This window comes from Streptomyces sp. NPDC056296 (genome assembly GCF_042268605.1).
GTDB lineage: Bacteria > Actinomycetota > Actinomycetes > Streptomycetales > Streptomycetaceae > Streptomyces.
On record NZ_JBHJRX010000008.1, the window covers coordinates 172,943 to 195,789 of the forward strand.

At 73.1% G+C, this 22,847-nt stretch carries 22 protein-coding genes and 2 pseudogenes; 14 read left to right on the forward strand and 10 right to left on the reverse strand.

Annotation, left to right across the window (positions count from 1 at the left end; translation table 11 throughout):
* Nucleotides 1-368: 368 nt before the first annotated feature.
* The 4 genes from ACFCZF_RS08210 (at nt 369) to ACFCZF_RS08225 (ending at nt 5,649) form a co-directional block, all read left to right on the forward strand.
* Nucleotides 369-1,685: an HEXXH motif-containing putative peptide modification protein gene (locus ACFCZF_RS08210; protein ID WP_376670956.1), complete on the forward strand. Its 1,317-nt coding sequence runs from the start codon at nt 369-371 to the stop codon at nt 1,683-1,685.
* Between the two features lie 64 nt (nt 1,686-1,749).
* Nucleotides 1,750-2,973, forward strand: a complete 1,224-nt coding sequence (locus ACFCZF_RS08215) for an arginine deiminase (protein ID WP_376670957.1) — start codon at nt 1,750-1,752, stop codon at nt 2,971-2,973.
* Between the two features lie 101 nt (nt 2,974-3,074).
* Nucleotides 3,075-4,082, forward strand: coding sequence for an ornithine carbamoyltransferase (argF, locus tag ACFCZF_RS08220; RefSeq protein WP_376670958.1), 1,008 nt, complete (start codon nt 3,075-3,077; stop codon nt 4,080-4,082).
* 118 nt (nt 4,083-4,200) lie between these two features.
* A complete protein-coding gene (locus ACFCZF_RS08225) occupies nt 4,201-5,649 on the forward strand; it encodes an amino acid permease (protein WP_375910029.1) in 1,449 nt (482 codons plus the stop codon).
* On the opposite strand, the gene ACFCZF_RS08230 is transcribed toward ACFCZF_RS08225, so the two are convergent.
* A complete protein-coding gene (locus ACFCZF_RS08230) occupies nt 5,606-6,091 on the reverse strand; it encodes an ATP-binding protein (protein WP_376670959.1) in 486 nt (161 codons plus the stop codon). The two genes, ACFCZF_RS08225 and ACFCZF_RS08230, sit on opposite strands and share 44 nt — an antisense overlap.
* Nucleotides 6,092-6,296: 205 nt before the next feature.
* On the opposite strand from ACFCZF_RS08230, the gene ACFCZF_RS08235 reads away from it, so the two are divergent.
* Both ACFCZF_RS08235 and ACFCZF_RS08240 read left to right on the forward strand, forming a co-directional pair.
* Complete coding sequence (locus tag ACFCZF_RS08235) at nt 6,297-7,124, forward strand: enoyl-CoA hydratase family protein (protein ID WP_376670960.1); 828 nt, start codon at nt 6,297-6,299, stop codon at nt 7,122-7,124.
* 3 nt (nt 7,125-7,127) lie between these two features.
* Nucleotides 7,128-9,533, forward strand: a complete 2,406-nt coding sequence (locus ACFCZF_RS08240; protein WP_376670961.1) for a bifunctional salicylyl-CoA 5-hydroxylase/oxidoreductase — start codon at nt 7,128-7,130, stop codon at nt 9,531-9,533.
* Here ACFCZF_RS08240 and ACFCZF_RS08245 read toward each other — a convergent pair.
* The 3 genes from ACFCZF_RS08245 to ACFCZF_RS08255 form a co-directional block, all read right to left on the reverse strand.
* Nucleotides 9,521-10,411 carry a sulfotransferase gene (locus ACFCZF_RS08245; protein WP_376670962.1) on the reverse strand — a complete coding sequence of 297 codons (891 nt, stop codon included), beginning with the start codon at nt 10,409-10,411 and terminating at the stop codon, nt 9,521-9,523. The two genes, ACFCZF_RS08240 and ACFCZF_RS08245, sit on opposite strands and share 13 nt — an antisense overlap.
* An 83-nt stretch (nt 10,412-10,494) precedes the next feature.
* Complete coding sequence (locus tag ACFCZF_RS08250) at nt 10,495-11,340, reverse strand: PaaX family transcriptional regulator C-terminal domain-containing protein (RefSeq protein WP_376670963.1); 846 nt, start codon at nt 11,338-11,340, stop codon at nt 10,495-10,497.
* 15 nt (nt 11,341-11,355) lie between these two features.
* A complete protein-coding gene (locus ACFCZF_RS08255; protein ID WP_376670978.1) occupies nt 11,356-13,062 on the reverse strand; it encodes an AMP-binding protein in 1,707 nt (568 codons plus the stop codon).
* Nucleotides 13,063-13,151: 89 nt separating this feature from the next.
* Between ACFCZF_RS08255 and ACFCZF_RS08260 the strand changes: the two are divergent.
* From ACFCZF_RS08260 to ACFCZF_RS08275, 4 genes and pseudogenes are all read left to right on the forward strand, one after another.
* A pseudogene (locus ACFCZF_RS08260) lies at nt 13,152-13,466 on the forward strand (acyl-CoA dehydrogenase family protein); the annotation flags it as partial.
* 708 nt (nt 13,467-14,174) lie between these two features.
* A pseudogene (locus tag ACFCZF_RS08265) lies at nt 14,175-14,936 on the forward strand (acyl-CoA dehydrogenase family protein); the annotation flags it as partial.
* Nucleotides 14,933-15,331 (forward strand): RidA family protein, encoded by a 399-nt coding sequence (locus ACFCZF_RS08270; RefSeq protein ID WP_376670964.1) that lies wholly within the window; start codon nt 14,933-14,935, stop codon nt 15,329-15,331. The pseudogene ACFCZF_RS08265 and the gene ACFCZF_RS08270, both read left to right, overlap by 4 nt.
* A gap of 42 nt (nt 15,332-15,373) precedes the next feature.
* Complete coding sequence (locus ACFCZF_RS08275) at nt 15,374-16,201, forward strand: alpha/beta fold hydrolase (protein ID WP_376670965.1); 828 nt, start codon at nt 15,374-15,376, stop codon at nt 16,199-16,201.
* Nucleotides 16,202-16,230: 29 nt separating this feature from the next.
* Here ACFCZF_RS08275 and ACFCZF_RS08280 read toward each other — a convergent pair whose 3' ends face one another.
* The gene (locus ACFCZF_RS08280; protein WP_376670966.1) at nt 16,231-16,440 is read right to left on the reverse strand and encodes a DUF5999 family protein; all 210 of its coding nucleotides are present in this window, start codon (nt 16,438-16,440) and stop codon (nt 16,231-16,233) included.
* 240 nt (nt 16,441-16,680) lie between these two features.
* Here ACFCZF_RS08280 and ACFCZF_RS08285 point away from each other — a divergent pair, with 240 nt between their 5' ends.
* Nucleotides 16,681-17,124 (forward strand): DUF6299 family protein, encoded by a 444-nt coding sequence (locus ACFCZF_RS08285; RefSeq protein ID WP_376670967.1) that lies wholly within the window; start codon nt 16,681-16,683, stop codon nt 17,122-17,124.
* A 166-nt stretch (nt 17,125-17,290) separates the two neighbouring features.
* On the opposite strand, the gene ACFCZF_RS08290 is transcribed toward ACFCZF_RS08285, so the two are convergent.
* The 3 genes from ACFCZF_RS08290 to ACFCZF_RS08300 all read right to left on the reverse strand — a co-directional run bounded on the left by ACFCZF_RS08290 (nt 17,291) and on the right by ACFCZF_RS08300 (nt 19,616).
* Nucleotides 17,291-18,142, reverse strand: a complete 852-nt coding sequence (locus ACFCZF_RS08290) for a hypothetical protein (protein ID WP_376670979.1) — start codon at nt 18,140-18,142, stop codon at nt 17,291-17,293.
* A 446-nt stretch (nt 18,143-18,588) separates the two neighbouring features.
* Nucleotides 18,589-19,281, reverse strand: coding sequence for a cation transporter (locus tag ACFCZF_RS08295; protein ID WP_376670968.1), 693 nt, complete (start codon nt 19,279-19,281; stop codon nt 18,589-18,591).
* On the reverse strand, nt 19,281-19,616 hold the full coding sequence (locus ACFCZF_RS08300) for an ArsR/SmtB family transcription factor (protein ID WP_376670969.1): 336 nt from the start codon (nt 19,614-19,616) through the stop codon (nt 19,281-19,283). The genes ACFCZF_RS08295 and ACFCZF_RS08300 overlap by 1 nt, the downstream gene beginning before the upstream one ends.
* 155 nt (nt 19,617-19,771) lie before the next feature.
* Between ACFCZF_RS08300 and ACFCZF_RS08305 the strand changes: the two genes are divergently transcribed.
* The 3 genes from ACFCZF_RS08305 (at nt 19,772) to ACFCZF_RS08315 (ending at nt 20,763) form a co-directional block, all read left to right on the forward strand.
* Nucleotides 19,772-19,972: a hypothetical protein gene (locus ACFCZF_RS08305; RefSeq protein WP_376670980.1), complete on the forward strand. Its 201-nt coding sequence runs from the start codon at nt 19,772-19,774 to the stop codon at nt 19,970-19,972.
* The gene (locus ACFCZF_RS08310; RefSeq protein ID WP_376670970.1) at nt 19,956-20,105 is read left to right on the forward strand and encodes a hypothetical protein; all 150 of its coding nucleotides are present in this window, start codon (nt 19,956-19,958) and stop codon (nt 20,103-20,105) included. Before ACFCZF_RS08305 ends, ACFCZF_RS08310 begins: the two co-directional genes overlap by 17 nt.
* Before the next feature lie 352 nt (nt 20,106-20,457).
* Nucleotides 20,458-20,763, forward strand: coding sequence for a PadR family transcriptional regulator (locus ACFCZF_RS08315; protein WP_376670971.1), 306 nt, complete (start codon nt 20,458-20,460; stop codon nt 20,761-20,763).
* A gap of 161 nt (nt 20,764-20,924) precedes the next feature.
* On the opposite strand, the gene ACFCZF_RS08320 is transcribed toward ACFCZF_RS08315, so the two are convergent.
* Both ACFCZF_RS08320 and ACFCZF_RS08325 read right to left on the reverse strand, forming a co-directional pair.
* A complete protein-coding gene (locus ACFCZF_RS08320; protein ID WP_376670972.1) occupies nt 20,925-22,199 on the reverse strand; it encodes an APC family permease in 1,275 nt (424 codons plus the stop codon).
* 132 nt (nt 22,200-22,331) lie between these two features.
* Entirely contained in the window at nt 22,332-22,745 is a 414-nt protein-coding gene (locus ACFCZF_RS08325; protein WP_376670973.1) for an arsenate reductase ArsC, read from the reverse strand.
* Nucleotides 22,746-22,847: the final 102 nt, after the last annotated feature.

Genomic DNA, 22,847 nt, shown 5'->3' on the forward strand with positions numbered 1-22,847 from the left:
GGGGAGCCTTCCTCCCGCCCCCCCCCCGCCGGGCCGGCTCCCCCCCCGACCCCGCAGCGACCCCTGCCTCTGTAGGCGCAGCCGCATCCGGAGCGGTACCCGCCTCGGGAGCGCCCGCTTCTGCATCGGCGCCCGCTTCCGGAGCGGCGCCCTCCTCCGTAGGGGCGTCCGGCTCGGGGGCGACACCTGCGGGTGCGTCCGTCTCGGGTGCGGTCGCCGGTCCCAGGCCTGGCTCGGGTGCGGCGTCTGCGGCGGGGGCTGCCGCGGGTGCGGCGTCTGTGGCCGGGTCTGCTTCGGGTGCGGCGTCTGCGGGCGCGTCCGTCTCGGGTGCGGTCGCCGGTCCCAGGCCTGGCTCGGGTGCGGCGTCTGTGGCCGCTTCCGCTTCGGGAGCGGCACCCGCAGCCGCACCCGTCTCGGGAGCGGTCACCGGCCCCACGCCCGCCTCGGAGGCGGCACCCGTAGCCGCCCCTGCCTCGGGAGCCGCCCCCGCCTCGGAGGCGGCACCCGCAGTCGCCCCCGCCTCGGGAGCCGCATCCGCAGTCGCCCCCGCCTCCGCAGCGGCCCTCGCCCCCGCCCCCACCCCCACGCCCGCCCCCTGGCTCCCCCTGCGCACGCTCACCCACGCCACCCCCGCCGGCCCCGTCGCCATACCCCTCGACGACCTCGACCCCTACCGCGACCTCGACGACCCGGTGCCGCCCGCCCGGCTGGACGACGACGAGGCGGCGGAGTGGCAGCGGGTCTTCGACGGCGCCGTCGGGATACTCGCCGGGGCGGGTGACGGCCAGGGGCCGGGACGGCTCGACCCGGCGCTGATACGCGCCGTCGTGCCCTGCGGCCGTACCGCCCTCGCCCCACCCGCTCCACCGGCCGTCGCCGTCTCCGCCTCCAGCGGCGACTCCTTCGGCGCCATGCTGATATCCCGCCCCGGATCCGCGCTCGCCCTCGCCGAGACCCTCGTCCACGAGTTCCAGCACAGCAAGCTCGCCGCACTCCTCCACCTCTTCCCCCTCCTCGACGACGACCGCGAGGAGCGCTTCTACGCCCCCTGGCGCGCCGACCCGCGCCACCTCACCGGGCTGCTGCACGGCGCGTACGCCTTCACCGGCGTCACCGGCTTCTGGCGGGACCGGCTGGCCGAGCCGGAGCACGCCGAGGCCGCCGCCTATCACTTCGCGCTGCGCCGGCTGCAGAGCCGGCTGGTCGTGCGGACCCTGCTGACCAGTGCCCGGCTCACCGCGCCGGGGCGCCGTCTCGTCGAGGGCCTCGCGCGGACGCTGGACGGCTGGCTGCGCGTACCCGTCGACCCGGCCGCCCTGTCCCGGGCCCGTACGGCCGCCTCCCTGCACCGCACCCAGTGGCGGCTGCGCAACGTCGCCGCACCGGCCGGGCCGGACGGGCCGGACGGCGTTCTCCGGTTCCGCCCGGACCGCGGCTTCTGGCCCGACCCCCGGACGCACGCCTTCGCCACCCGCCCCGCCGCTCCCCGTACCCCCGACGAGCACCTCGCCGCCGGTGACCCGGCCACCGCGCTGGACGGCTACGCCAAGGACCTCGCCCGTGACCCGGCCGACCCCGGGGCACTGTCCGGCTGGATCGTCGCCCGCGCGATCCTGGAGCCGGGCCACGCCGCCCGCCGCCCGCTCGCCCGCCCGGAACTGCTCCAGCCGCGGCCCGGCGGCTGAACCCGGGCGCACGGGTCTGCCCAAGCAGGGGGTGAACAGGCGCCCGAATGGTCAGGATGGAGGCATGGGATTCACAGTCGATTCCGAAGCCGGGCGGCTCACCCGCGTCATCCTGCACCGGCCGGATCTCGAGCTCAAAAGGCTCACCCCCAGCAACAAGGACGCCCTTCTCTTCGACGACGTGCTGTGGGTGCGCCGGGCGCGCGCCGAGCACGACGGGTTCGCCGACGTGCTCCGCGACCGCGGAGTCGCCGTGCACCTCTTCGGCGACCTGCTCACCGAGACCCTCGACGTCCCGGCGGCCCGGCGGCTCGTCCTGGACCGGGTCTTCGACGAGAAGGAGTACGGAGTGCTGGCCACGGACCATCTCCGGGCCGCCTTCGAGACCCTGCCCGCCGGTGAACTCGCCGAGGCCCTGGTCGGCGGCATGACCAAACGGGAGTTCCTCGACGCGCACCCGGAGCCGACCTCCGTGCGCTTCCATGCCATGGAGCTGGACGACTTCCTGCTCGGGCCGCTGCCCAACCACCTCTTCACCCGGGACACCTCGGCCTGGATCTACGACGGCGTCTCCATCAACGCCATGCGCTGGCCCGCCCGGCAGCGCGAGACGGTCCACTTCGAGGCGATCTACCGGCACCATCCGCTGTTCCGCGACGAGACGTTCCACCTGTGGTCCGAGGGGCAGGCCGACTACCCCTCCACCATCGAGGGCGGCGACGTCCTCGTCATCGGCAACGGCGCCGTACTCATCGGCATGAGCGAGCGCACCACACCCCAGGCCGTCGAGATGCTCGCGTACAAACTGTTCGCGGCGGGTTCCGCACGCACGATCGTGGCCCTCGACATGCCCAAGCGGCGGGCCGTCATGCATCTGGACACCGTGATGACCATGGTGGACGGCGACACCTTCACGCAGTACGCCGGGCTCGGCATGCTCCGTTCGTACACCATCGAGCCGGGCGCGGGGGACAAGGACCTGAAGGTCACCGACCATCCGCCGGAGCACATGCACCGCGCGATCGCCGCCGCCCTCGGCCGGGGCGAGATCCGGGTCCTGACCGCGACCCAGGACGTCCACGCCGCCGAACGCGAGCAGTGGGACGACGGCTGCAACGTCTTGGCCGTCGAGCCGGGTGTCGTCGTCGCCTACGAGCGGAACGCCACCACCAACACCCATCTGCGCAAGCAGGGCATCGAGGTGATCGAGATCCCGGGCAGTGAGCTGGGGCGGGGCAGGGGCGGCCCGCGCTGCATGAGCTGCCCGGTGGAGCGGGAGCCTGTATAGCGGACTGTATGGCGAGACTGCATAGCGGGCTGTATAGAAATTCAGAAGTTCGTATAGACTTCCAGTAGTCAGTCCCCGACCCGTACCTCTGGAGCGCCCCCATGGCGACAGTCCCGACCGCCCTCGCCGGCCGCCACTTCCTCAAGGAGACCGACTTCACCGCGGACGAGTTCCGCGGCCTGGTCGAGCTGGCCGCGGAGCTGAAGGCCGCGAAGAAGGCCGGGACCGAGACACGGTATCTCCAGGGCAGGAACATCGCGCTGATCTTCGAGAAGACCTCGACGCGCACCCGCTGCGCGTTCGAGGTCGCCGCCGCCGACCAGGGTGCCGCCACGACGTACCTCGACCCGGCCGGCTCGCAGATCGGGCACAAGGAGTCCGTGAAGGACACCGCACGCGTGCTGGGGCGCATGTTCGACGGCATCGAGTACCGGGGCGACAGCCAGCAGAAGGTCGAGGAGCTGGCCGCCTTGGCCGGCGTCCCCGTCTACAACGGCCTGACCGACGACTGGCACCCCACCCAGATGCTCGCCGACGTCCTCACCATGACCGAGCACAGCGACCGGCCCCTGCACGAGATCGCCTTCGCCTACCTCGGCGACGCCCGCTTCAACATGGGCAACTCCTACCTGGTCACCGGCGCCCTGCTCGGCATGGACGTACGCATCGTCGCCCCGAAGTCCTACTGGCCCGCCCAGGAGGTCGTCGACCGGGCGAAGACGCTCGCCGAGTCGAGCGGGGCGCGCATCACGCTCACCGAGACCCTGGACGAGGGCGTGCGCGGCGCCGACTTCGTCGTCACCGACGTCTGGGTCTCCATGGGCGAGCCCAAGGAGGTCTGGGCCGAGCGGATCAAGTCGCTCGCCCCGTACGCGGTGACCATGGACGTGCTGCGCGCCACCGGCAACCCGGACGTGAAGTTCCTGCACTGCCTGCCCGCCTTCCACGACCTGGGCACCAAGGTCGGCCAGGAGATCTTCGAGACCCACGGACTCGATTCCCTGGAGGTCACGGACGAGGTCTTCGAGTCCGCGCACTCGGTCGTCTTCGACGAGGCGGAGAACCGGCTGCACACCATCAAGGCGGTCCTGGTCGCCACGCTGGCCTGACCGGGCGGCCGACCAGGCCAGCTATTCTGACCGGCGGCCCCGGAGCCACCCCTTCCGGTGCCGCCGGCCGCGACCACCGTCGCGCCCCCCGCACCACCAGAAACGAGCACCACCCGCAATGCCCGCTTCCCGTATCAAGTCCCCCCACCTCCTGGTCGCCGAATCCGGCGCCGACCGCGAAGGCCATGGCCTGAAGCGCACGATGGGGCTGTTCCAGCTCGTCTGCTTCGGCGTCGGCGCGATCGTCGGTACCGGCATCTTCGTCGGCCTGTCCGACTCGGTCGCCGAGGCCGGCCCCGCCGTCGTCGTCTCCTTCATCCTTGCCGCGATCACCTGCGTCTTCACCGCCTTCGCCTTCGCCGAGCTGGGCGGAGCGATCCCGGTCTCCGGCTCCTCGTACTCCTTCGCCTACGCCGGACTCGGCGAGCGGACCGCCTTCCTGGTCGGCTGGTGCCTGCTCCTGGAGTACGGCGTGTCCGTCTCCGCGGTCGCGGTCGGCTGGAGCCAGTACGTCAACGAACTGCTCGACAGCGTCCTCGGCATCCAGTTGCCGCACGCGCTCTCCGCGGGCCCCGGCGACGGCGGCGCGGTCAACCTGCCCGCGGTGATCGTCATCGCCCTGGCCTGTGTGCTGCTGGTACGCGGCGTGCGGGAGAGCGCCCGGGCCACGGCCGCGATGGCGGTCCTCAAGCTGGCCGTCCTGATCGCCTTCTGCGCCATCGGCTTCGCCGCCTTCAAGGACGGCAACCTCAGCCCGTTCTCCCCGGCCGGTCTCGGCGGCATCGGCGCCGGCACCACCGCCGCCTTCTTCTCGTACATCGGCTTCGACGCGATCACCACGGCCGGTGAGGAGGCCAAGAACCCGCGCCGGGACATCCCCATCGCCATCCTGGTCTGCATCGGCCTGGTCACCCTGCTCTACTGCGCGGTCGCCGTCGCCGCGATCGGCGCCGTCGGCGGTGACGCGGTCGGCGACCGGCCGGCCGCCCTCTCGTACGTCGTCAACGAGGTCACCGGCTCCACCATCGGCGGCGGTGTGGTCGCCTTCGGCGCGGTCGTCGCCATCGCCTCGGTGGTGCTCGCCGTGATGTACGGCCAGACCCGCATCCTGATGTCCATGTCCCGCGACGGCCTGATCCCGCGCGTCTTCGAGAAGGTCTCGCCGCGCACCGCGACCCCCGTCGCCGGCACGCTCATCGTCGGCGTGGTCTTCGCCCTCCCGGCCGCCTTCGCCCCGCTGGACGCGGTGGTCAACCTGTGCACCATCGGCACTCTCGCCACCATGGCCGCCGTCAACGTCGCCGTGATCGCGCTGCGCCGCCGCGAGCCGGGCCTCGCCCGTACCTTCCGCGTGCCGCTCTACCCGGTGACGCCGCTGCTCGGGGTCGGCTTCTGCCTGTACCTGATCTACGAGACGGGCGCGGCGACCTGGCTCCAGTTCGCGGTGTTCCTCGCGGTCGGGCTGCTGGTGTACACCGCCTACGGGCGCCGGCACTCCCGCCTCGCCCAGGCGGGCGCGGAGGTCACGCCGAAGAACGACGCTGAGCGGGTACCGCAGGAAGCCTGAACCAGACGGCCTTGCCGGACCCGGTGGGCCGGTGGCCGCAGGACGAGCTCAGGGCGCGGATCAGCAGGAGACCGCGCCCGTGCTCCTGCCAGGGGTCGGGCAGCTCCACACCGGGCCGGGTGAGGTCGCCGGGCGGCGCCGGGTCCGGGTCGTGCACCTCGACCTGGCAGCCGGTCGGCATCAGCTCCACCACCAGCTCGATCGGCGACCCGCCGGCGGTGTGCTCGACGGCGTTGGCGACCAGCTCCGCCGTGAGCAGCTCCGCGGTGTCGCCGTCGGCGGTGTGCTCCAGCTCGGCCAGCGCCGTACGGACCAGGGCACGGGCCACCGGCACGGCCGCGGCGGAGTGCGGCAGTGCGATGCGCCAGGAGGCGGGGGCATGGGAGCGATCGTGCACGGCTAGTCCGTTCCGGAGCAGGCTGTCGTCCTGTCCTGCTTTCAACCTTATGAATGGTACGGCGCCGCCCGGCAGAGCCGTTCGACGGGCACCTCGCGGGACCTTCGGCCCCGGTACGGGGCGGCCCCTGACTTTCGGCGGACCGGGTTATTGCGTCCTCGTGACGACAGTCACAGATGGGTGATAGCTTCGAGACGTATCCAGACGTAGCGCTCAGTGAGGCCGCACCCGCCCTAGGAGGCCGCCCGTCATGAGTCCCTTCACCGGCTCCGCCGCCCCCACCCCCGACTGGCGGCACCTGCGCGTCGACCTCACCGACGGCGTCGCCACCGTCACCCTCGCCCGGCCCGACAAGCTCAACGCGCTGACCTTCGAGGCCTACGCCGACCTGCGCGACCTGCTCGCGGAGCTGTCCCGGGAGCGGTCCGTACGGGCCCTGGTGCTGGCCGGCGAGGGACGTGGCTTCTGCTCCGGTGGCGACATCGACGAGATCATCGGCGCGACCCTGTCCATGGACACCGCCCAGCTCCTGGACTTCAACCGGATGACGGGCCAGGTGGTGCGGGCCGTACGGGAGTGCCCGTTCCCGGTGATCGCCGCCCTGCACGGCGTCGCGGCCGGGGCGGGCGCGGTCCTCGCCCTGGCCGCCGACTTCCGGGTCGCCGACCCGTCCGCCCGCTTCGCCTTCCTCTTCACCCGCGTCGGCCTGTCCGGCGGCGACATGGGCGCCGCCTACCTGCTGCCCCGCGTCGTCGGCCTCGGCCACGCGACCCGGCTGCTGATGCTCGGCGAACCGGTCCGGGCACCCGAGGCCGAGCGGATCGGCCTGATCAGCGAGCTGACCGACGAGGGCCGCGCCGACGAGGCCGCCCAGTCACTCGCCCGCCGCCTGGCCGACGGCCCGGCCCTGGCGTACGCCCAGACGAAGGCCCTCCTCACCGCGGAACTGGACATGCCGCTGGCGGCGGCGGTGGAACTGGACGCCGCGACCCAGGCCCTCCTGATGAACGGGGAGGACTACGCCGAGTTCCACGCGGCCTTCACGGAGAAGCGCCCTCCGAAGTGGCGTGGGAGGTAGGGCATGTCTTCAACTCAGGGGAGCATGCCAACTCCAGGGGCGCGGGGCGGTGTCGATCAGCGGCTCCGCCGCGGGGCGCGAGCAACCACAACGGCGCCGCAGCCGCCCGCGACGACAAGCCACCCCCTACACGCGGCGATCATCGGCGGCGGCCCCGGCGGCCTCTACACCGCCGCCCTCCTCAAACGCCTCGACCCCGACCGCCAGGTCACCGTCTGGGAGCGCAACGCCCCCGACGACACCTTCGGCTTCGGCGTCGTCCTCTCCGACGAGACCCTGGGCGGCATCGAACACGCCGACCCGGTGGTCTACGCGGCCCTACAGGCCGACTTCGTCCGCTGGGACGACATCCACATCGTCCACCGAGGCACCCGCCACACCTCCGGAGGACACGGCTTCGCCGCCCTCGGCCGCCGCCGCCTCCTGGAGATCCTGCACGAGCGCTGCCACGCCCTCGGCGTCGAACTGCGCTTCCGGGCCGAGGCCCCGGACCCGGCCCGGCTCGCGGAGGAGTACGACCTCGTCGTCGCGGCCGACGGGGTGCACAGCACCACCCGCGAGGCGCATCGCGAGGTGTTCCGGCCCACCCTCACCGGCCACCGCTGCCGCTACGTCTGGCTGGCCGCCGACTTCGCCTTCGACGCCTTCCGCTTCGAGATCGCCGAGACCGAGCACGGCGTGATGCAGCTGCACGGCTACCCGTATGCGCCCGACGCCTCGACCGTCATCGTCGAGATGCGTGAGGAGGTCTGGCGGGCGGCCGGCTTCGACGAACTGGACGAAGCCGAGTCCACCGCACGCTGCGCCAAGATCTTCGCCGACGCCCTCGGCGGCCGGCCGCTGAGGTCCAACAAGTCGGCGTGGACCACCTTCCGCACGGTGGTCAACGAACGCTGGTCGCACGGCAACACCGTCCTGATCGGCGACGCCGCCCACACCGCCCACTTCTCCATCGGCTCCGGCACCAAGCTCGCCGTGGAGGACGCCCTCGCGCTCGCCGCCTGCCTGGAGGAGCAGCCGTCGCTCCCCGAGGCACTCGCCGCCTACGAGGCGGAGCGGCGCCCCGTCGTCGCCTCCACCCAGCGGGCGGCCCGGGCCAGCCTGGAGTGGTTCGAGGACATCTCCCGGTACCTCGGTCAGCCGTCCCGCCAGTTCGCCTTCAACCTGCTCACCCGGAGCCGTCGCGTCACCCACGAGAACCTGCGACTGCGCGACGCCCGCTTCACCGGCTCCGTCGAGCGCGAGTTCGGCTGCCCGCCCGGCACGCCCCCGATGTTCACCCCGTTCCGGCTGCGCGGCCTGACCCTGCGCAACCGCGTCGTCGTCTCCCCGATGGACATGTACTCGGCCACCGACGGCGTGCCCGGCGACTTCCACCTGGTCCACCTGGGGGCCAGGGCCCTCGGGGGCGCCGGGCTGGTGATGACCGAGATGGTGTGCGTCAGCGAGGAGGGCCGTATCACCCCCGGCTGTGCGGGCCTGTACACCGGCCGGCAGGCCGAGGCGTGGAGGCGGATCACGGACTTCGTGCACGCGCAGGCGCCCGGCACGGCGATCGGTGTGCAGCTCGGGCACAGCGGACGCAAGGGCTCGACCCGGCTGATGTGGGAGGGCATGGACGAACCGCTCCCCGACGGCAACTGGCCCCTCGTCGCCGCCTCCCCGCTGCCGTACAAGCCCGGCGGCCAGACCCCGCGCGAGCTGTCCCGGGCGCAGCTGACGGACATCCGGGAGCAGTTCACGGCAGCCGCCGTCCGGGCCTCCCGCGCCGGTTTCGACCTGCTCGAACTGCACTGCGCCCACGGCTATCTGCTCTCCGGCTTCCTCTCCCCGCTCACCAACCACCGCACCGACGCCTACGGCGGCTCACTGGAGAAGCGGCTCCGCTTCCCGCTGGAGGTCTTCGACGCCGTACGCGGTGCCTGGCCCCAGGAGCGGCCGATGACGGTCCGGGTCTCCGCCACCGACTGGGCCGAGGGCGGTACGAGCGCCGAGGAGGCCGTGCGGATCGCCCGCGCCTTCGCGGCGCACGGCGCCGACGCCGTCGACGTGTCCACGGGGCAGGTCGTGGCCGAGGAGCGGCCGGAGTTCGGGCGGTCCTATCAGACGCCGTTCGCGGACCGCATCCGGCACGAGGCGGGCGTCCCGGTGATCGCCGTGGGCGCGATCTCCTCCTGGGACGACGTCAACTCGCTGATCCTGGCCGGCCGCACCGACCTGTGCGCACTCGCCCGCCCCCACCTCTACGATCCGCACTGGACGCTGCACGCGGCGGCCGAGCAGGGCTACGAGGGGCCGGGCGTCGCGTGGCCCGCGCCGTACCGGGCGGGCAGCCGCCGTCCGGTGACCGGACGTACCGACGTCCCCAAACCCAGGCTCACGCTGCACGGCCCGCGTCAGGACGGGTAGCCCCAGGCCGCGCACATCGCGCGCAGCCGCTCGGGGATCTCGTCCTCCGTCGGCAGCGAGCGCCCCGGCTGCACGGTGCCGGTGCGGATGTTCTCGCGCCAGTCGCCGAGTCCGCGGACCAGCTCGCGGCCGGTCTTCTTGCCGTAGTTCAGCATGGCCGGCGCGTAGTCGACGCCGAGGAACTCGCACAGGCGGCGCATCTCCCGCTCGGGGTCGTCGGTGATGTCCTCGTAGCGCACGGAGAAGCCGTCGGCGTCCGCCGTGCGGGCCTCCTCGACGGCCGTCATGTAGCGCAGTACGTCGGTGACGGCGGTGTCGAGCGGCCGCTTGACGGGGTCGGTCTCGTGCCAGGAACGGGCGATCGACTCGGGGTGGCGCAGCAGGAAGACGAAGCGCGCGTCGGGCCAGGCGTCCTTGAGGCGTCGGTACATGTACGCGTTGGCCGGGGTCTTCTCCACGATGAAGTCCTTGCCCGCCTTGACCAGTTCTCGGTGCATGACGCGGTCCCACAGCAGATGCTCCAGATCACCGCGCTCCAGACCGAGGGCGCCCATCGCGCGCTCGGAGAACCAGTTGGCGCAGGTGACCTCCAGCCGGCCGATGTGCAGCTCGTGCGGGGCGTGCAGCCGCGGGTGGGCGCCCAGCATCATGCGCAGCAGGGTGGAGCCGGAGCGGATGGACGAGATGATGAAGACGGGCCGGCGCAGCAGCCGGTCGGTCGCCAGTTCCTCGGCCGACGGACATCGGTACGTGGCCGCGGGCCGTTCCGCGGGTTCCGGCGGGGCGGACCTCTTCCCCTTCGCCGTCTGGGGCGCTCTCCGTACCTGGAGGCCGGTGGTGACGGTGAGGGCCCGGTTCAAGTTGCGCGCGAGACTCATGCGTCCGCACGGTAGGTGAGAAACCTGAGAAGAGGGTCTGAGAAGGCTGAGGGTTCCCTGATCGCGGAGAAATGTGATGCGAGTCACTCACCGGGGTTCCTGGATGCCCCGGTCGCCGCGTAGACCGCGCCCGCGTCGCGCAACCGCTCGTGCAGGGCCCGGAAGACGGCCGCCGAGCGCCTGCCCGGCCAGTCCCCGGGCAGCAGCCGGTCGGGCAGCCCCGGGTCGGCGTAGGGCAGGTGGCGCCAGGAGTCCAGGGCGAGGAGGTAGTCGCGGTAGGCCTCCTCGGGCGGGGTGTCGGCCCGGCGCTCCCAGTCGTGCAGCACGCGCGCGTGGCGGTCGAGAAACGCCTCGTGCTCCTTGGCGATCGCGGCCAGGTCCCACCAGCGTGCCGCCGCCTCGGCGGTCGGCGTGAAGCCCAGGTGCTCACCCCGGAAGAAGTCCACGTAGGAGTCCAGGCCCAGGCGGCCCAGCGCGTGCCGGGTCTCCTCGTACAGGCGGGCCGGGGCGATCCACACGCCGGGGGCCGCGGTGCCGAAGCCGAGGCCGGCCAAGCGGGAGCGCAGCACATGCCGCTTCTGCCGCTCCGACTCGGGCACGGAGAACACGGCGAGCACCCAGCCCTCGTCCTCATAGGGTGCCGTGGCGTAGATGCGCCGGTCGCCGTCCTCCAGCAACTGCCGTGCCTCGGCGGAGATCTCGTACCCGGCGGCGCCCCCGGCCGTACGGGCGGGCAGGAGCAGCCCGCGCCGCTTCAGCCGGGACACCGACGAGCGCACGGAGGGGGCGTCCACCCCGACCGCGGCCAGCAGCCGGATCAGCTCGGCGACGGGCACCGGGCCCGGTGCGAAACGGCCGTACGCGCCGTAGAGCGTGACGATCAGGGATCTCGGGGCGTGCTGCGCGTGCTGGTCGGACACGTTGATCATCTTATGTCCTCGGCATTACCCCTGGTCGCCCCCGGGATGATCGGGTGGGGTCAGGAGCCGGTAACGCTGGAGCTTTCCCGTCGCCGTGCGCGGCAGCGCCTCCAGGAAGACGATCTCGCGCGGGCACTTGTACGGCGCCAGCTCCGAGCGGAGGAACGCGCGCAGCGCGTCGGCGTCCCGCTCGGCGCCCTCCTTCAGTACGGCGTGGGCCACCACGACCTGTCCGCGGTTCGCGTCGGGCCGGCCCACCACGGCCGCCTCCACCACGTCCGGATGCCGCAGCAGCGCGTCCTCCACCTCCGGTCCGGCGATGTTGTACCCGGCGGAGATGATCATGTCGTCGGCGCGCGCGACGTACCGGAAGTACCCGTCGGGCTCGCGGACGTAGGTGTCCCCGGTGATGTTCCAGCCGCCGCGCACGTACTCCCGCTGCCGCGGATCGGCGAGATACCGGCAGCCCACCGGCCCGCGCACCGCCAGCAGCCCGGGCTCCCCGTCGGCCACCGGCGCGCCGTTCTCGTCCTGCACGCGCGCCTGCCACCCCGGCACCGGAACACCCGTCGTGCCGGGCCGGATGTCGCCGTCGGCCGCGGAGACGAAGATGTGCAGCAGCTCGGTGGCGCCGATGCCGTTGATGATGGACAGGCCGGTGCGCTCGTGCCAGGCCCGCCAGGTGGCCGCGGGCAGGTTCTCGCCCGCCGAGACGCAGCGGCGCAGGCATGTCACGTCGTACGCGTCCAGCTCGTCGAGCATCGCGCGGTACGCCGTCGGCGCGGTGAACAGCACCGACACCCGGTGCTCGGCGACGGCCGGCAACAGCTGCCGGGGGCCCGCCTGTTCGAGCAGCAAGGCGCTCGCCCCGGCCCGCATCGGGAAGATCACCAGCCCGCCGAGTCCGAAGGTGAAGCCGAGCGGCGGACTGCCCGCGAAGAGGTCGTCGGCGTGCGGCTTGAGGACATGCCGGGAAAACGTGTCGGCGATCGCCAGCACGTCGCGGTGGAAGTGCATGCAGCCCTTGGGGCGCCCGGTGGTGCCCGAGGTGAAGGCGATCAGCGCCACGTCGTCGGCCGCGGTGTCCACGGCGGGGTACGGGGTGTCCGGCGCCGTGCCGTCTTCCGTACGGGTCAGCAGATCGTCGGGCGCGTCCCCTCCGTACGTGGTGATCCGCAGCCCTGGAATCTCCGCCTTGGCGAGGTCGTCCACGGCCCGGACGTCGCACAGGGCATGGCGCACCCGGGCGATCTCGCAGATCGCGCGCAGCTCGTGCGGGCGCTGCTGGGCCAGCACGGTGACCGCCACCGCGCCCGCCTTCAGCACCGCCAGCCAGCAGGCGGCCAGCCACGGGGTGGTGGGGCCGCGCAGCAGCACCCGGTTGCCCGGGACGACACCGAGGTCGCCGGTGAGGAGATGGGCGAGCCGGTCGACGCGGGCCCGCAGCTGTCCGTAGGTCCAGTCGTCGCCGGACGCGGTGCGGAAGACCGGGCGGTCGTCGGGCGGGCCGGTGAGCAGCTCGGCGGCGCAGTTCAGCCGGGCGGGGTAGCGCAGTTCCGGCAGGTCGAAGCGGAGCTCCGGCCACTGGTCCGGGGGCGGGAGGTGCTCGCGCGCGAAGGTGTCGACGTGGGCGGAACGGTGCGGGTCCGCGCGGTGCGGATCTGCCATGGCGGTTCGCCCCCTTTGTCGTGGTGGGCTCGCCCAACGAGCGTATCGTGTTGGTGACGACAGTCAACGGTGCGCGATAACCTCGGGTGTGGCCCAGCGGGCAGGGGAGCCGGGCAGGAGAGCAGGGCAGGGAAGAGGGGAAGGGACCGGCGATGACCGCATTCTCGCTCGAACCGGCACAACTCACCTGGTGCGCCGAGCTGCGCGCACTCGCCGCCGAACGGCTGCGCCCGTTGGCCGAGAAGGGCGAACCGGGCCGCGTCGACCGCGCCCTCCTCGCCGAACTCGGCGCCCTCGGCCTGCTGCCCCGCCTGTTCACCTCGGGCGCGCTCGACCTGTGCCTGATGCGGGAGTCCCTCGCCCACGCCTGCACCGAGGCCGAGACCGCCCTCGCCCTCCAGGGCCTCGGCGCCCACCCGGTGCACGCCCACGGCACCGAGGCCCAGCGCGCCCACTGGCTGCCCCGGGTGAGCGACGGCAGCGCGGTGGCCGCCTTCGCCCTCAGCGAGCCCGACGCCGGCTCGGACGCGGCGGCGCTGAGCCTCAGGGCGGAACCGGACGCGGGGCCGGCTGCCGCCGGGTACGGCGGCGGGGCGTCGGGTGACATCGGGTACGGCGGGGTGTCGGGAGTCGCCGGGCACGGCGCGGAGTCGGGAGTCGCCGGGCGCCGCGGGGTGTCGGGTGACATCGGGTACGGCGGGGTGTCGGGAGTCGCCGGGCACGGCGCGGAGTCGGGAGCCGCCGGGCGCCGCGGGGCGTCGGGTGACACCGGGCACGGCGGGGTGTCGGCAGTCGCCGGGCACGGCGCGGAGTCGGGAGCCGCCGGGCGCCGCGGGGCGTCGGGTGACATCGGGTACGGCGGGGTGTCGGGAGTCGCCGGGCACGGCGGGGCGCCGAGTCCACCGGCTCCGGACGCCGCGCGGTCTTCCGCCGGATCCTCCGGGCAGCCGCGATCGCCCGGCGTCCGGCCGGGCACCTCCCGGACGCCGGGGGCGGGGCCGGCTGCCGCCGGCGACGGCGGGGCGTCGGGTGACACCGGGTACGGCGGGGTGTCGGGAGTCGCCGGGCACGGCGGGGCGCCGAGTCCACCGGCCCCGGACGCCGCGCGGTCTTCCGCGGGACCCTTCGGGCAGCCGCGATCGCCCGGCGTCCGGCCGGGCACCTCTCGGGCTCCGGGCCCCCTGGCCGCCGACCGCGACGGGCCCGCCGCATGGCGGCTCACCGGTGAGAAGTGCTGGATCTCCAACGCCCCCGAGGCCGACTTCTACACCGTCTTCGCCCGCACCACCCCGGGCGCCGGCGCCCGCGGCGTCACCGCCTTCCTCGTGCCCGCCGACCGTCCCGGCCTCACCGGCACCCCCCTCGACATGCTCTCCCCGCACCCCATCGGCGCCCTCGCCTTCGACGCCGTGCCCGTCACCGCGGACGACGTGCTCGGCGAGCCGGACCGCGGCTTCCGCGTCGCCATGGACACCCTCAACCTGTTCCGGCCCAGCGTCGGCGCCTTCGCGGTCGGCATGGCACAGGCCGCCCTGGACGCCACCCTCGCGCACACCACCGCCCGTGACGCCTTCGGCGGCAAGCTGCGCGACCTCCAGACCGTCTCCCACCAGGTCGCCGAGATGGCCCTGCGCACCGAGGCGGCCCGCCTGATGGTGTACGCGGCGGCGACGGCGTACGACGAGGGCGCACCGGACGTCCCGCGGCGCGCCGCGATGGCGAAACTCCTCGCCACCGAGACCGCCCAGTACGTCGTCGACAAGGCCGTCCAACTGCACGGCGCCCGCGCCCTGCGCCGCGGCCACCTCCTCGAACACCTCTACCGCGAGGTGCGCGCCCCCCGCGTCTACGAGGGCGCGAGCGAGGTCCAACGCGGCATCATCGCCAAGGAGCTGTACCGAACGCTGGACGCGACGACGCAGGAGGCCGGGACATGACCGCCGAACGGGTGAACCCGCCCGAACTCTCCCCGCCCACCGGCTTCTCCCACGCCGTCGTCGCCACCGGCACCCGCGTCGTGTTCCTGGCCGGCCAGACCGCCCTCGACACCGAAGGCAAGGTCACGGGAGACACCCTCCACGCCCAGTTCGAGCTGGCCCTCACCAACCTCCTGACCGCCCTGCGCGCCGCCGGCGGCACCCCCGCCGACCTCGCCCGCGTCACCGTCTACGCCACGGACGTCGCCGCCTACCGCACCCACGCCGCCGACCTCGGCCGCACCTGGCGCGCGCTGGCGGGCCGCGACTACCCGGCGATGGCGGTCGTGGAGGTCGTACGCCTGTGGGACGAACGGGCGCTGGTGGAACTCGACGGATTCGCCGTACTGCCGTAGGCCCCACTGCCGCAAATCCCGTGCCCGCCCTAGAGTTCCCGCATGCCGGACATCGAACTGAGCGCGGGAACCATCGAGTACGAGGACACCGGCGGCGACGGCCCGGTCGTCGTCCTCCTCCACGGCCTCGTCCACGACGCGACCGTCTGGCGCAAGGTCCTCGCCGACCTGCGCACCGACCACCGGGTCATCGCGCCCACCCTGCCCTACGGCGCCCACCGCCGGCCCATGTCCCGGCCGCCCACGCCGGACCTCGTCAACGAACTGATCGCGGAGTTCCTCGACCGCCTCGACCTGACCGACGTCACCCTGGTCGAGAACGACTGCGGACGGGCTCAGACGGTGGCGGCCCGGCACCCGGAGCGCCTCGCGCGGCTGGCGCTCGTGGCGTGCGAGGCGTTCGACAACTACCCGCCGGGACTGGCCGGGAAGATGATCGGTGTCGCCTGCCGGGTACCCGGCGGCGTGTCCCTGCTCGTACGCACCCTGGGCCTGAAGCCGCTGCGCCGCCTGCCCGTCGGCATCGGCGCCCTCACCAAGCGGCCCGTGCCGGACGCGGTCGTGGAAGGCTGGCTGCGCCCCTTGCGCACCGACCCGGCGATCCGCCGCGACTTCCGGCACTACAACACCCACGTCAGCCGCGACGAACTCCTGGAGGCCGCCCAGGGATTGCGGCGGTTCGACCGGCCGGCGCTCGTCGTCTGGGCCCTGGAGGACCTGATGATGCCCCGCGCCCACGGCCGCCGCCTGGCCGAACTACTCCCGCAGGGGCGGCTGGTGGAGGTCGAGGACGCCCGGACGCTGATCGCCGAGGATCAGCCGGAGCTGCTCGCCTCCCTGCTGCGGGAGTTCATCGCCGAGAAGGGCTGAGCGGTGCCCGGCGGGGCGGTCCGGGGCGGTCAGGCCGCCATCGCCAGGCGCCCCGCGGACGACCGGTGCGGCGCGACGGCCCGGCCGTCGGGCCGCAGCTCACCGGTGTCGTCGAAGACGATCGTGCCGTCGCACAGCAGGTTCCACCCCTGCTCGGGGTGGGCGGCGACGACGTGCGCGGTCACACCCCGCGCGGCGGGGGAGTCGGCTGCGGGGCAGGAAGGCCGGTGGGTACACATGGCGCACCTCCACGTCGGGAGACCGTCCCGTCGTCGGGACCGTCGCATGAGAAGACCGTGCGCCCGGCGGGAAGTCATCGCCAATACCCGGGCGGCAAGCGTGACAACACCCGGACAACCCGGCGACGGTTCCACGACGGCCGACGCGGACTCGCCACCGAAGGGGTGACGGTCACCGCCGTCGGCCCGTCCGCCCGGTACCAGTGGAACCCCCCATTCCGCCCGACCGGGAGGTACCCCATGCCCGTACGATCCGCGGCCTTCGCCACGGCCGCCGGCGCCGCCCTGCTCCTGCTGACCGCCCCCGCCGCGACCGCGGCCCCCCACGACGCCCGCTACGTCACGGAGTCGGTGACGGTCGACCCGACCGGACGCCTCGCCGCGGACGGCACCGTCACCCTCTCCGGCACCTACCGGTGCACCGCCGGCACCGGCCCCGTGTTCGTCAGCTCCACCGTGAGCCAGAGCGACCCGTCCGTCCGGCACGGCATCGGTGGTACCCGCGCGGTCTGCGACGGCCTGGAGCACCGCTGGGTCAACACGGGCACGCCCTCCGCGAACGCCCTGAAGCCCGGCGCGGCCCACGTGGAGGCCACTCTGATGGAACTGCGGCCCATGGGCGGTCTGCCGCTCCCGAGCTTCCACGCACGGCACGACCAGGACGTGACCCTGACCGAGGGCTGACCCCGACCAGCCGAAGCCGACGGGCCCGGGCCCGAGGTCCCGGGTCCCGAGTCCCGAGGTTCCGAGTCCCGAGTCCCGAGTCCCGAGTCCCGGGCCCCGGGCCCCGGGCCCCGGGCCGCGCGGATCGGCGGCGCCGATTCCGGGAGAACCGGGCGCCGCCTCCCGCTCAGGGCCGCTTCCGGGCCCCGTCGGACCGCGGCGAGTGCGGGGGATGCCGCCGCTGATTGGGCAGGGTCACCGCATCCGGCGCCGCGGCGTTCCCCGCGTCGTCGCCCGGATCCGACGCGGACGGGGGGCGCTGGCGGTGGCGCGGCACCGCTCGCCGGGGCGGACGGGTGAGCGTGATCTGGCGGACGATCTGCTGGAAGCAGACCAGCGACGCCAGTCCCGGCAGGGCCGCGGCCGCACCGTCGCTGACCGTTCTGGGCGCCTGGGCGATGCACAGCAGCATCGCGATGGCCGAGAACAGCAGGACCACCGCCCACGAGTGGACCGCGCGACGCTGGTGCAACGCGGACCGCAGGACGGCCAGCGACGCCACCAGCCAGGGCCCGTACACCAGCAGCGGCCACCAGGACACGACGCTGCCGCGCGTGCGGGTCACGGCTGCCAGGCGCAGCGGTTCGTAGGCCACCATGCCGCCGAACAGGCTCACGGAGGCCGCGATGACCGCGGCGAGCGCCGCGACGAAAAGGCTCGCGGCGCGCAGCCGGCTCACCTTCCCCTTGCGCACTCTGCGGTGGCTCGCGGGGGATTCTCTCAACGGTGGCAGTTCCGCCGTGATTTCCTGCAGATTGCTCAGCGGCGTGCCCGGCACGGGGGCGATCGCCGACGTGTCCGTCGTCCCGTGAACGACGGTGGTCCGCTGTTCCATCGCGTCCTGGAGCAGGAACGCGAGCTCTTCGGCCGGGTCCCAGCCGGGTTCCGGCGGGACCAGGGTCTCCTGGAACGCTTCCTCGGGCGCCCGGTGCCGTCCGGTGCCGCCCGTGGAGCGGAACGCGCCTTCGCCGTAGGGCATGTGCTGGTGGGTCTGTTCCTCGTACACGACGCCCGGTTCACTCCGCCCGGGTGCAGGTCAGGGACGCCTGAGACCGCCCCCACCGCTCGGCGAGGCTGGTCTCCAGTTCGGTCATGACATCCAGGAATCGTTGCAGCACGGGCTCGGTCACACGGAGCGGGACGGGGAGCCCGCCTCTGGTCAGAGTTCCGTCGCTCGGTGACGGACAGTGGTTTCTGCCGGGCCGGTAAATGTATGGGCCAAGCGTCACCAATTCCCCGTATTCCTCTGTCATATCCGAAGTAACGTCTGCCTACTCCGTCGGATGCGCGGCAGTCGAGTGAACGATTTCTGCGATACTTACCCAATCCCGAATTCACACCGGCTCGACAGTAGCGCTGTACGAAAAACGGGAAATGCCGCTCGCGGAGTGCAGTGGTGTGAAGTTCACGGGGATTCGCGGGGGTTCACGAACAGCAGGCGCACCCCGGCCCGCAGTCGCATGCGTCCACCGCCGGGTGGGCTGTGGGTGCGCAGCAGCCCTTGCCCTGCCAGGCGTCGCGGCCTTCCTTGACGGCGATGGCGGCGATGACGAGGGCGGCGACGGGGTCGGCCCAGGACCAGCCGAGGGTGGCGTTGAGGATCAGTCCCACGAGGAGGACGCCGGAGAGGTAGGTACACAACAGAGTCTGCTTGGAGTCGGCTACCGCGCTGGCGGAGCCGAGTTCGCGTCCGGTGCGGCGCTGGGCGGCGGAGAGGAAGGGCATGATCGCGAGCGAGAGGGCGGCGATGACGATGCCCGGGATGGAACGGTCGGCCTCGCCGGTGCCGGCCAGGGCGCGGACGGCGTCGATGCCGACGTAGGCGGCGAGGGCGAAGAAGGAGACGGCGATGATCCGCAGGGTCGTCCTCTCGCGTGCCTCGCGCAGGGCGTGGTCGCGGGCGGAGAACTGCCAGGCGACCGCGGCGGCGGACGAGACCTCGATGACGGAGTCGAGGCCGAAGCCGACCAGTGCGGTCGACGAGGCGAGGGTGCCCGCGGTGATGGCGACGATCGCCTCGATGACGTTGTAGGCGATCGTCGCGGCGACCAGTAGCCGTATTCGCCTCGCGAGCATGTCCCGGCGGGCCGGTGACGGCCCGAGGGATGTCGCGGTCATCAGCAGCACCCCTGGTCGGCGGCGTCGGGGCAGGTCTTGTCCGACTCGACCGCGACCACCGCGGTGAGGAGGTGTCCCAGGGCGTGACCGAGGCGTTCGTCGGCGAGTTCATAGCGGGTGCGGCGCCCGTCCGGGGCGGTGACGACGAGGCCGCAGTCGCGCAGACAGGCCAGGTGGTTCGACATCCGGGTGCGGGAGACGCCGAGGGCGTCCGCGAGGTCCGCCGGGTAGGCCGGCGCCTCGCGCAGGGCCAGCAGGACGCGGCAGCGGATGGGGTCGGCGAGCGCGCGGCCGAAACGGGCCAGCACGTCGATGTCGGAGGCAACGGTCAGCACGCCAAGACAGTACAGATAAACATGAATTCAGGGAAGTGTGGATTATGGCGGGGAGACCGTGACAGGTGACGAACGGGAGTTGGGGCGAGGCGCAACGCGCGCATGGCAGAGTGACCGGTCTGGAGCAGCTGCGCCGTTCCGTCGAGGCGCAGGGTGTGGCCCGGCGGGTGACCACCGCCGTGCACGACGTCCGCGACGCTCTCCCGCTGCCTGACGACTCGGTTAACGCGGTCTTCGCGCACATGCTGCTGTGCATGGCCTGTCGACCGAGGAGATGCATGCGGCGGTCGCTGAGCTCGCCCGTGTCCTGCCCGGCCCGGTGGCATTTTCGTCCACACCGTGCGCCACACCGGTGACGCCCACCACGGCACCGGAGTCGCGCACGGGGACGACGTCCACGAACACGGCGGCTTCGCCGTCCACTTCGAGGAGTGCGAGCTTCCCCGTCGTCTGTGGCGCGTCACCCAGACCCTGCCTCGCTACCGCTGAGTCAGCCTTCCGGACTCTTTCTCCAGCCGTTGCCGGAGCGTGGCGGCGAAGTCCTCGGCCATCGCCAGCCGGGCGCGCAGGGTTTCGCACCGCGCGACGGCCACCTCCCGGTAGGAGCCCAGCCGTTCCCGCAGCCGCCGTCCACGGCCGCGCCCACGGCCGCGCCCACGGCCGCGCCCACGGCCGCCGTCCACGGCCGCCGTCCACGGCCGCCGTCCACGGCCGCCGTCCACGGCCGCGACGACGGCCGTGTCCGGATGGAGCCGGGTCGTGCGGGGGCGTCCGCCAGGGCTGACCCGGGCGTAGAATCGGGCCCCGATATCGGATTCGTCACTGCCGGAGGTGGGCCAGGGTGCGGGAGTTCCAGCGGGGCGCGGTGCGGCTGCACATGCTTCACCACGCGGCCGAGGAGGAGATCCACGGCGCGTGGATGACCGAGGAATTGGCCCGTCATGGCTACCGGATCAGCCCCGGCACGCTGTATCCGACACTGCACCGACTGGAGGCCGACGGGCTTCTGGTCTCCGAGCAGCGTGTCGTCGACGGGCGGGCCAGGCGGGTCTACCGCGCCACGGAGGCGGGGAAGCAGGCCCTCGCCGAGGACCGCAAGGCACTGGCGGAGCTGGCCCGGGAAGTCCTCGGCGCGGAGCTGCCGTAGGAGCCCCGCCGGCAGTCGACGGCGCGCGGCCTCGGCCGGGCCCGTCCGGGTGGAGCCGCGCCCAGGGGTGTCGTTCGGATCAGTTGGGCTGAGAGACTGCGCCGCTCAGCCCGCCCGAGCCCCGCGGCGCCGGCAAAGATCCGATGACCCGAATGACAGGTCTACGGCCTGCGGGCGGCGATCGACCGGCGTACCCAGTAGGCGGCGCCGCCGACGACCAGCACCGCGGCCCCCGAGACGACCGAGGCCGACGGCAGGGCGAAGGCCAGGACCAGGCAGCCGGTCAGGCCGACAGCGGGGATCAGGCGGTGCGGGCGGCCCTCGCCGGGGCCGAGGGTCCAGGCGGAGGCGTTGGCGACGGCGTAGTAGGCCAGAACGCCGAAGGACGAGAACCCGATCGCGTCCCGCACGTCCACCGTCGCCGCGGCCACGGCCACTACGGCGCCGACCGCCAGCTCGGCCCGGTGCGGCACCTTGAACCTCGGGTGGACCGCGGCGAGCGCGTGCGGCAGGTGCCGGTCGCGGGCCATGGCCAAGGTGGTGCGGGAGACGCCGAGGACCAGCGCGAGCAGCGAACCGAGCGCCGCGACGGCGGCCCCGGCCCGTACGACCGGCGCGAGCCAGTCGGCGCCCGCGGCCTCTGCCGCGTCCGACAGTGGCGCCGTGGCGTCCGCCAGTCCCTTCGTACCGAGCACTGTCACGGCGGCCACGGCGACGACGGCGTAGACGACCAGGGTGATGCCGAGTGCGACTGGGATCGCCCGGGGGATGGTGCGGGCGGGGTCGCGGACCTCTTCCCCGAGCGTGGCGATGCGCGCGTACCCGGCGAAGGCGAAGAACAGCAGGCCCGCCGCCTGGAGCACCCCGCCGAAGGAGGTGTCCGAGCCGATGTGCAACCGCCCGGCGTCCGACTCGCCGGAGGTGAGGGCGGCGACGACCACGGCGGCGAGCACGGCGAGGACGACCACGACGATCGCGCGCGTGAGGAGGGCGGACTTCTGCACGCCCGTGTAGTTCACGGCCGTCAGCGCCACCACCGCCGCGACCGCCACCGCATGCGCCTGGCCGGGCCACACGTATGAGCCGACCGTGAGTGCCATCGCCGCGCAGGAGGCGGTCTTGCCGACCACGAACCCCCAGCCGGCCAGGTACCCCCAGAAGTCACCCAGGCGTTCACGGCCGTAGACGTAGGTGCCTCCGGAGGCCGGGTAGCGGGCGGCCAGCCGGGCGGAGGAGGTCGCGTTGCAGTACGCGACCACGGCAGCCAGGGCCAGGCCGAGCAGCAGACCGGAGCCGGCCGCCTGTGCCGCCGGGGCGAGCGCGGCGAAGATCCCCGCGCCGATCATCGATCCGAGGCCGATCACCACGGCGTCGGGCACGCCGAGCCGGCGCCGCAACTCGTCCGGTACACCGGTGGCGGTCGATGGCTTGCTCATGGGCACACTCCTCGGCGACCGAGGCCCGCACCTTACGGCCTCCGATATCGGAAGACGATATATCAGTCGCCGAGGGAACCCCACAGCCGCAGGCCGCCGCGACGACGACGTCGCGGACGTCCGTCGCCGTGCTCATGACCGCGGATCCGGCGCGATCTCCTTGATCAGGCCCTCGACCAGTTCCTTGATCTCGTCGCGGATCGGGCGGACGGCCGCCACGCCCTGGCCGGCCGGGTCCTCCAGCTGCCAGTCCAGGTACCGCTTGCCGGGGAAGACCGGGCAGGTGTCGCCGCAGCCCATGGTGATGCAGACGTCGGACTCCTTGACCGCGTCCACGGTCAGCGTCTTCGGCACCTCGGCGGAGATGTCGATGCCGACCTCGCGCATCGCCTCGACGGCGGCGGGGTTGACGTTCTCGCCCGGGTTCGAGCCGGCGGAACGGACCTCGACGCGGTCCCCGGCCAGGTGGGTCAGCCACGCGGCGGCCATCTGCGAGCGGCCGGCGTTGTGGACACAGACGAACAGCACGGAGGGCTTGTCGGACATCAGGGCGTCCATACCTTTCTTCGTGGGTTGATCGCGGTCATTCGTAAGATCGGGACACCCAGGGATGCCGGGTGTGGCTGTCATGGCGTTGCCGCATTCGTG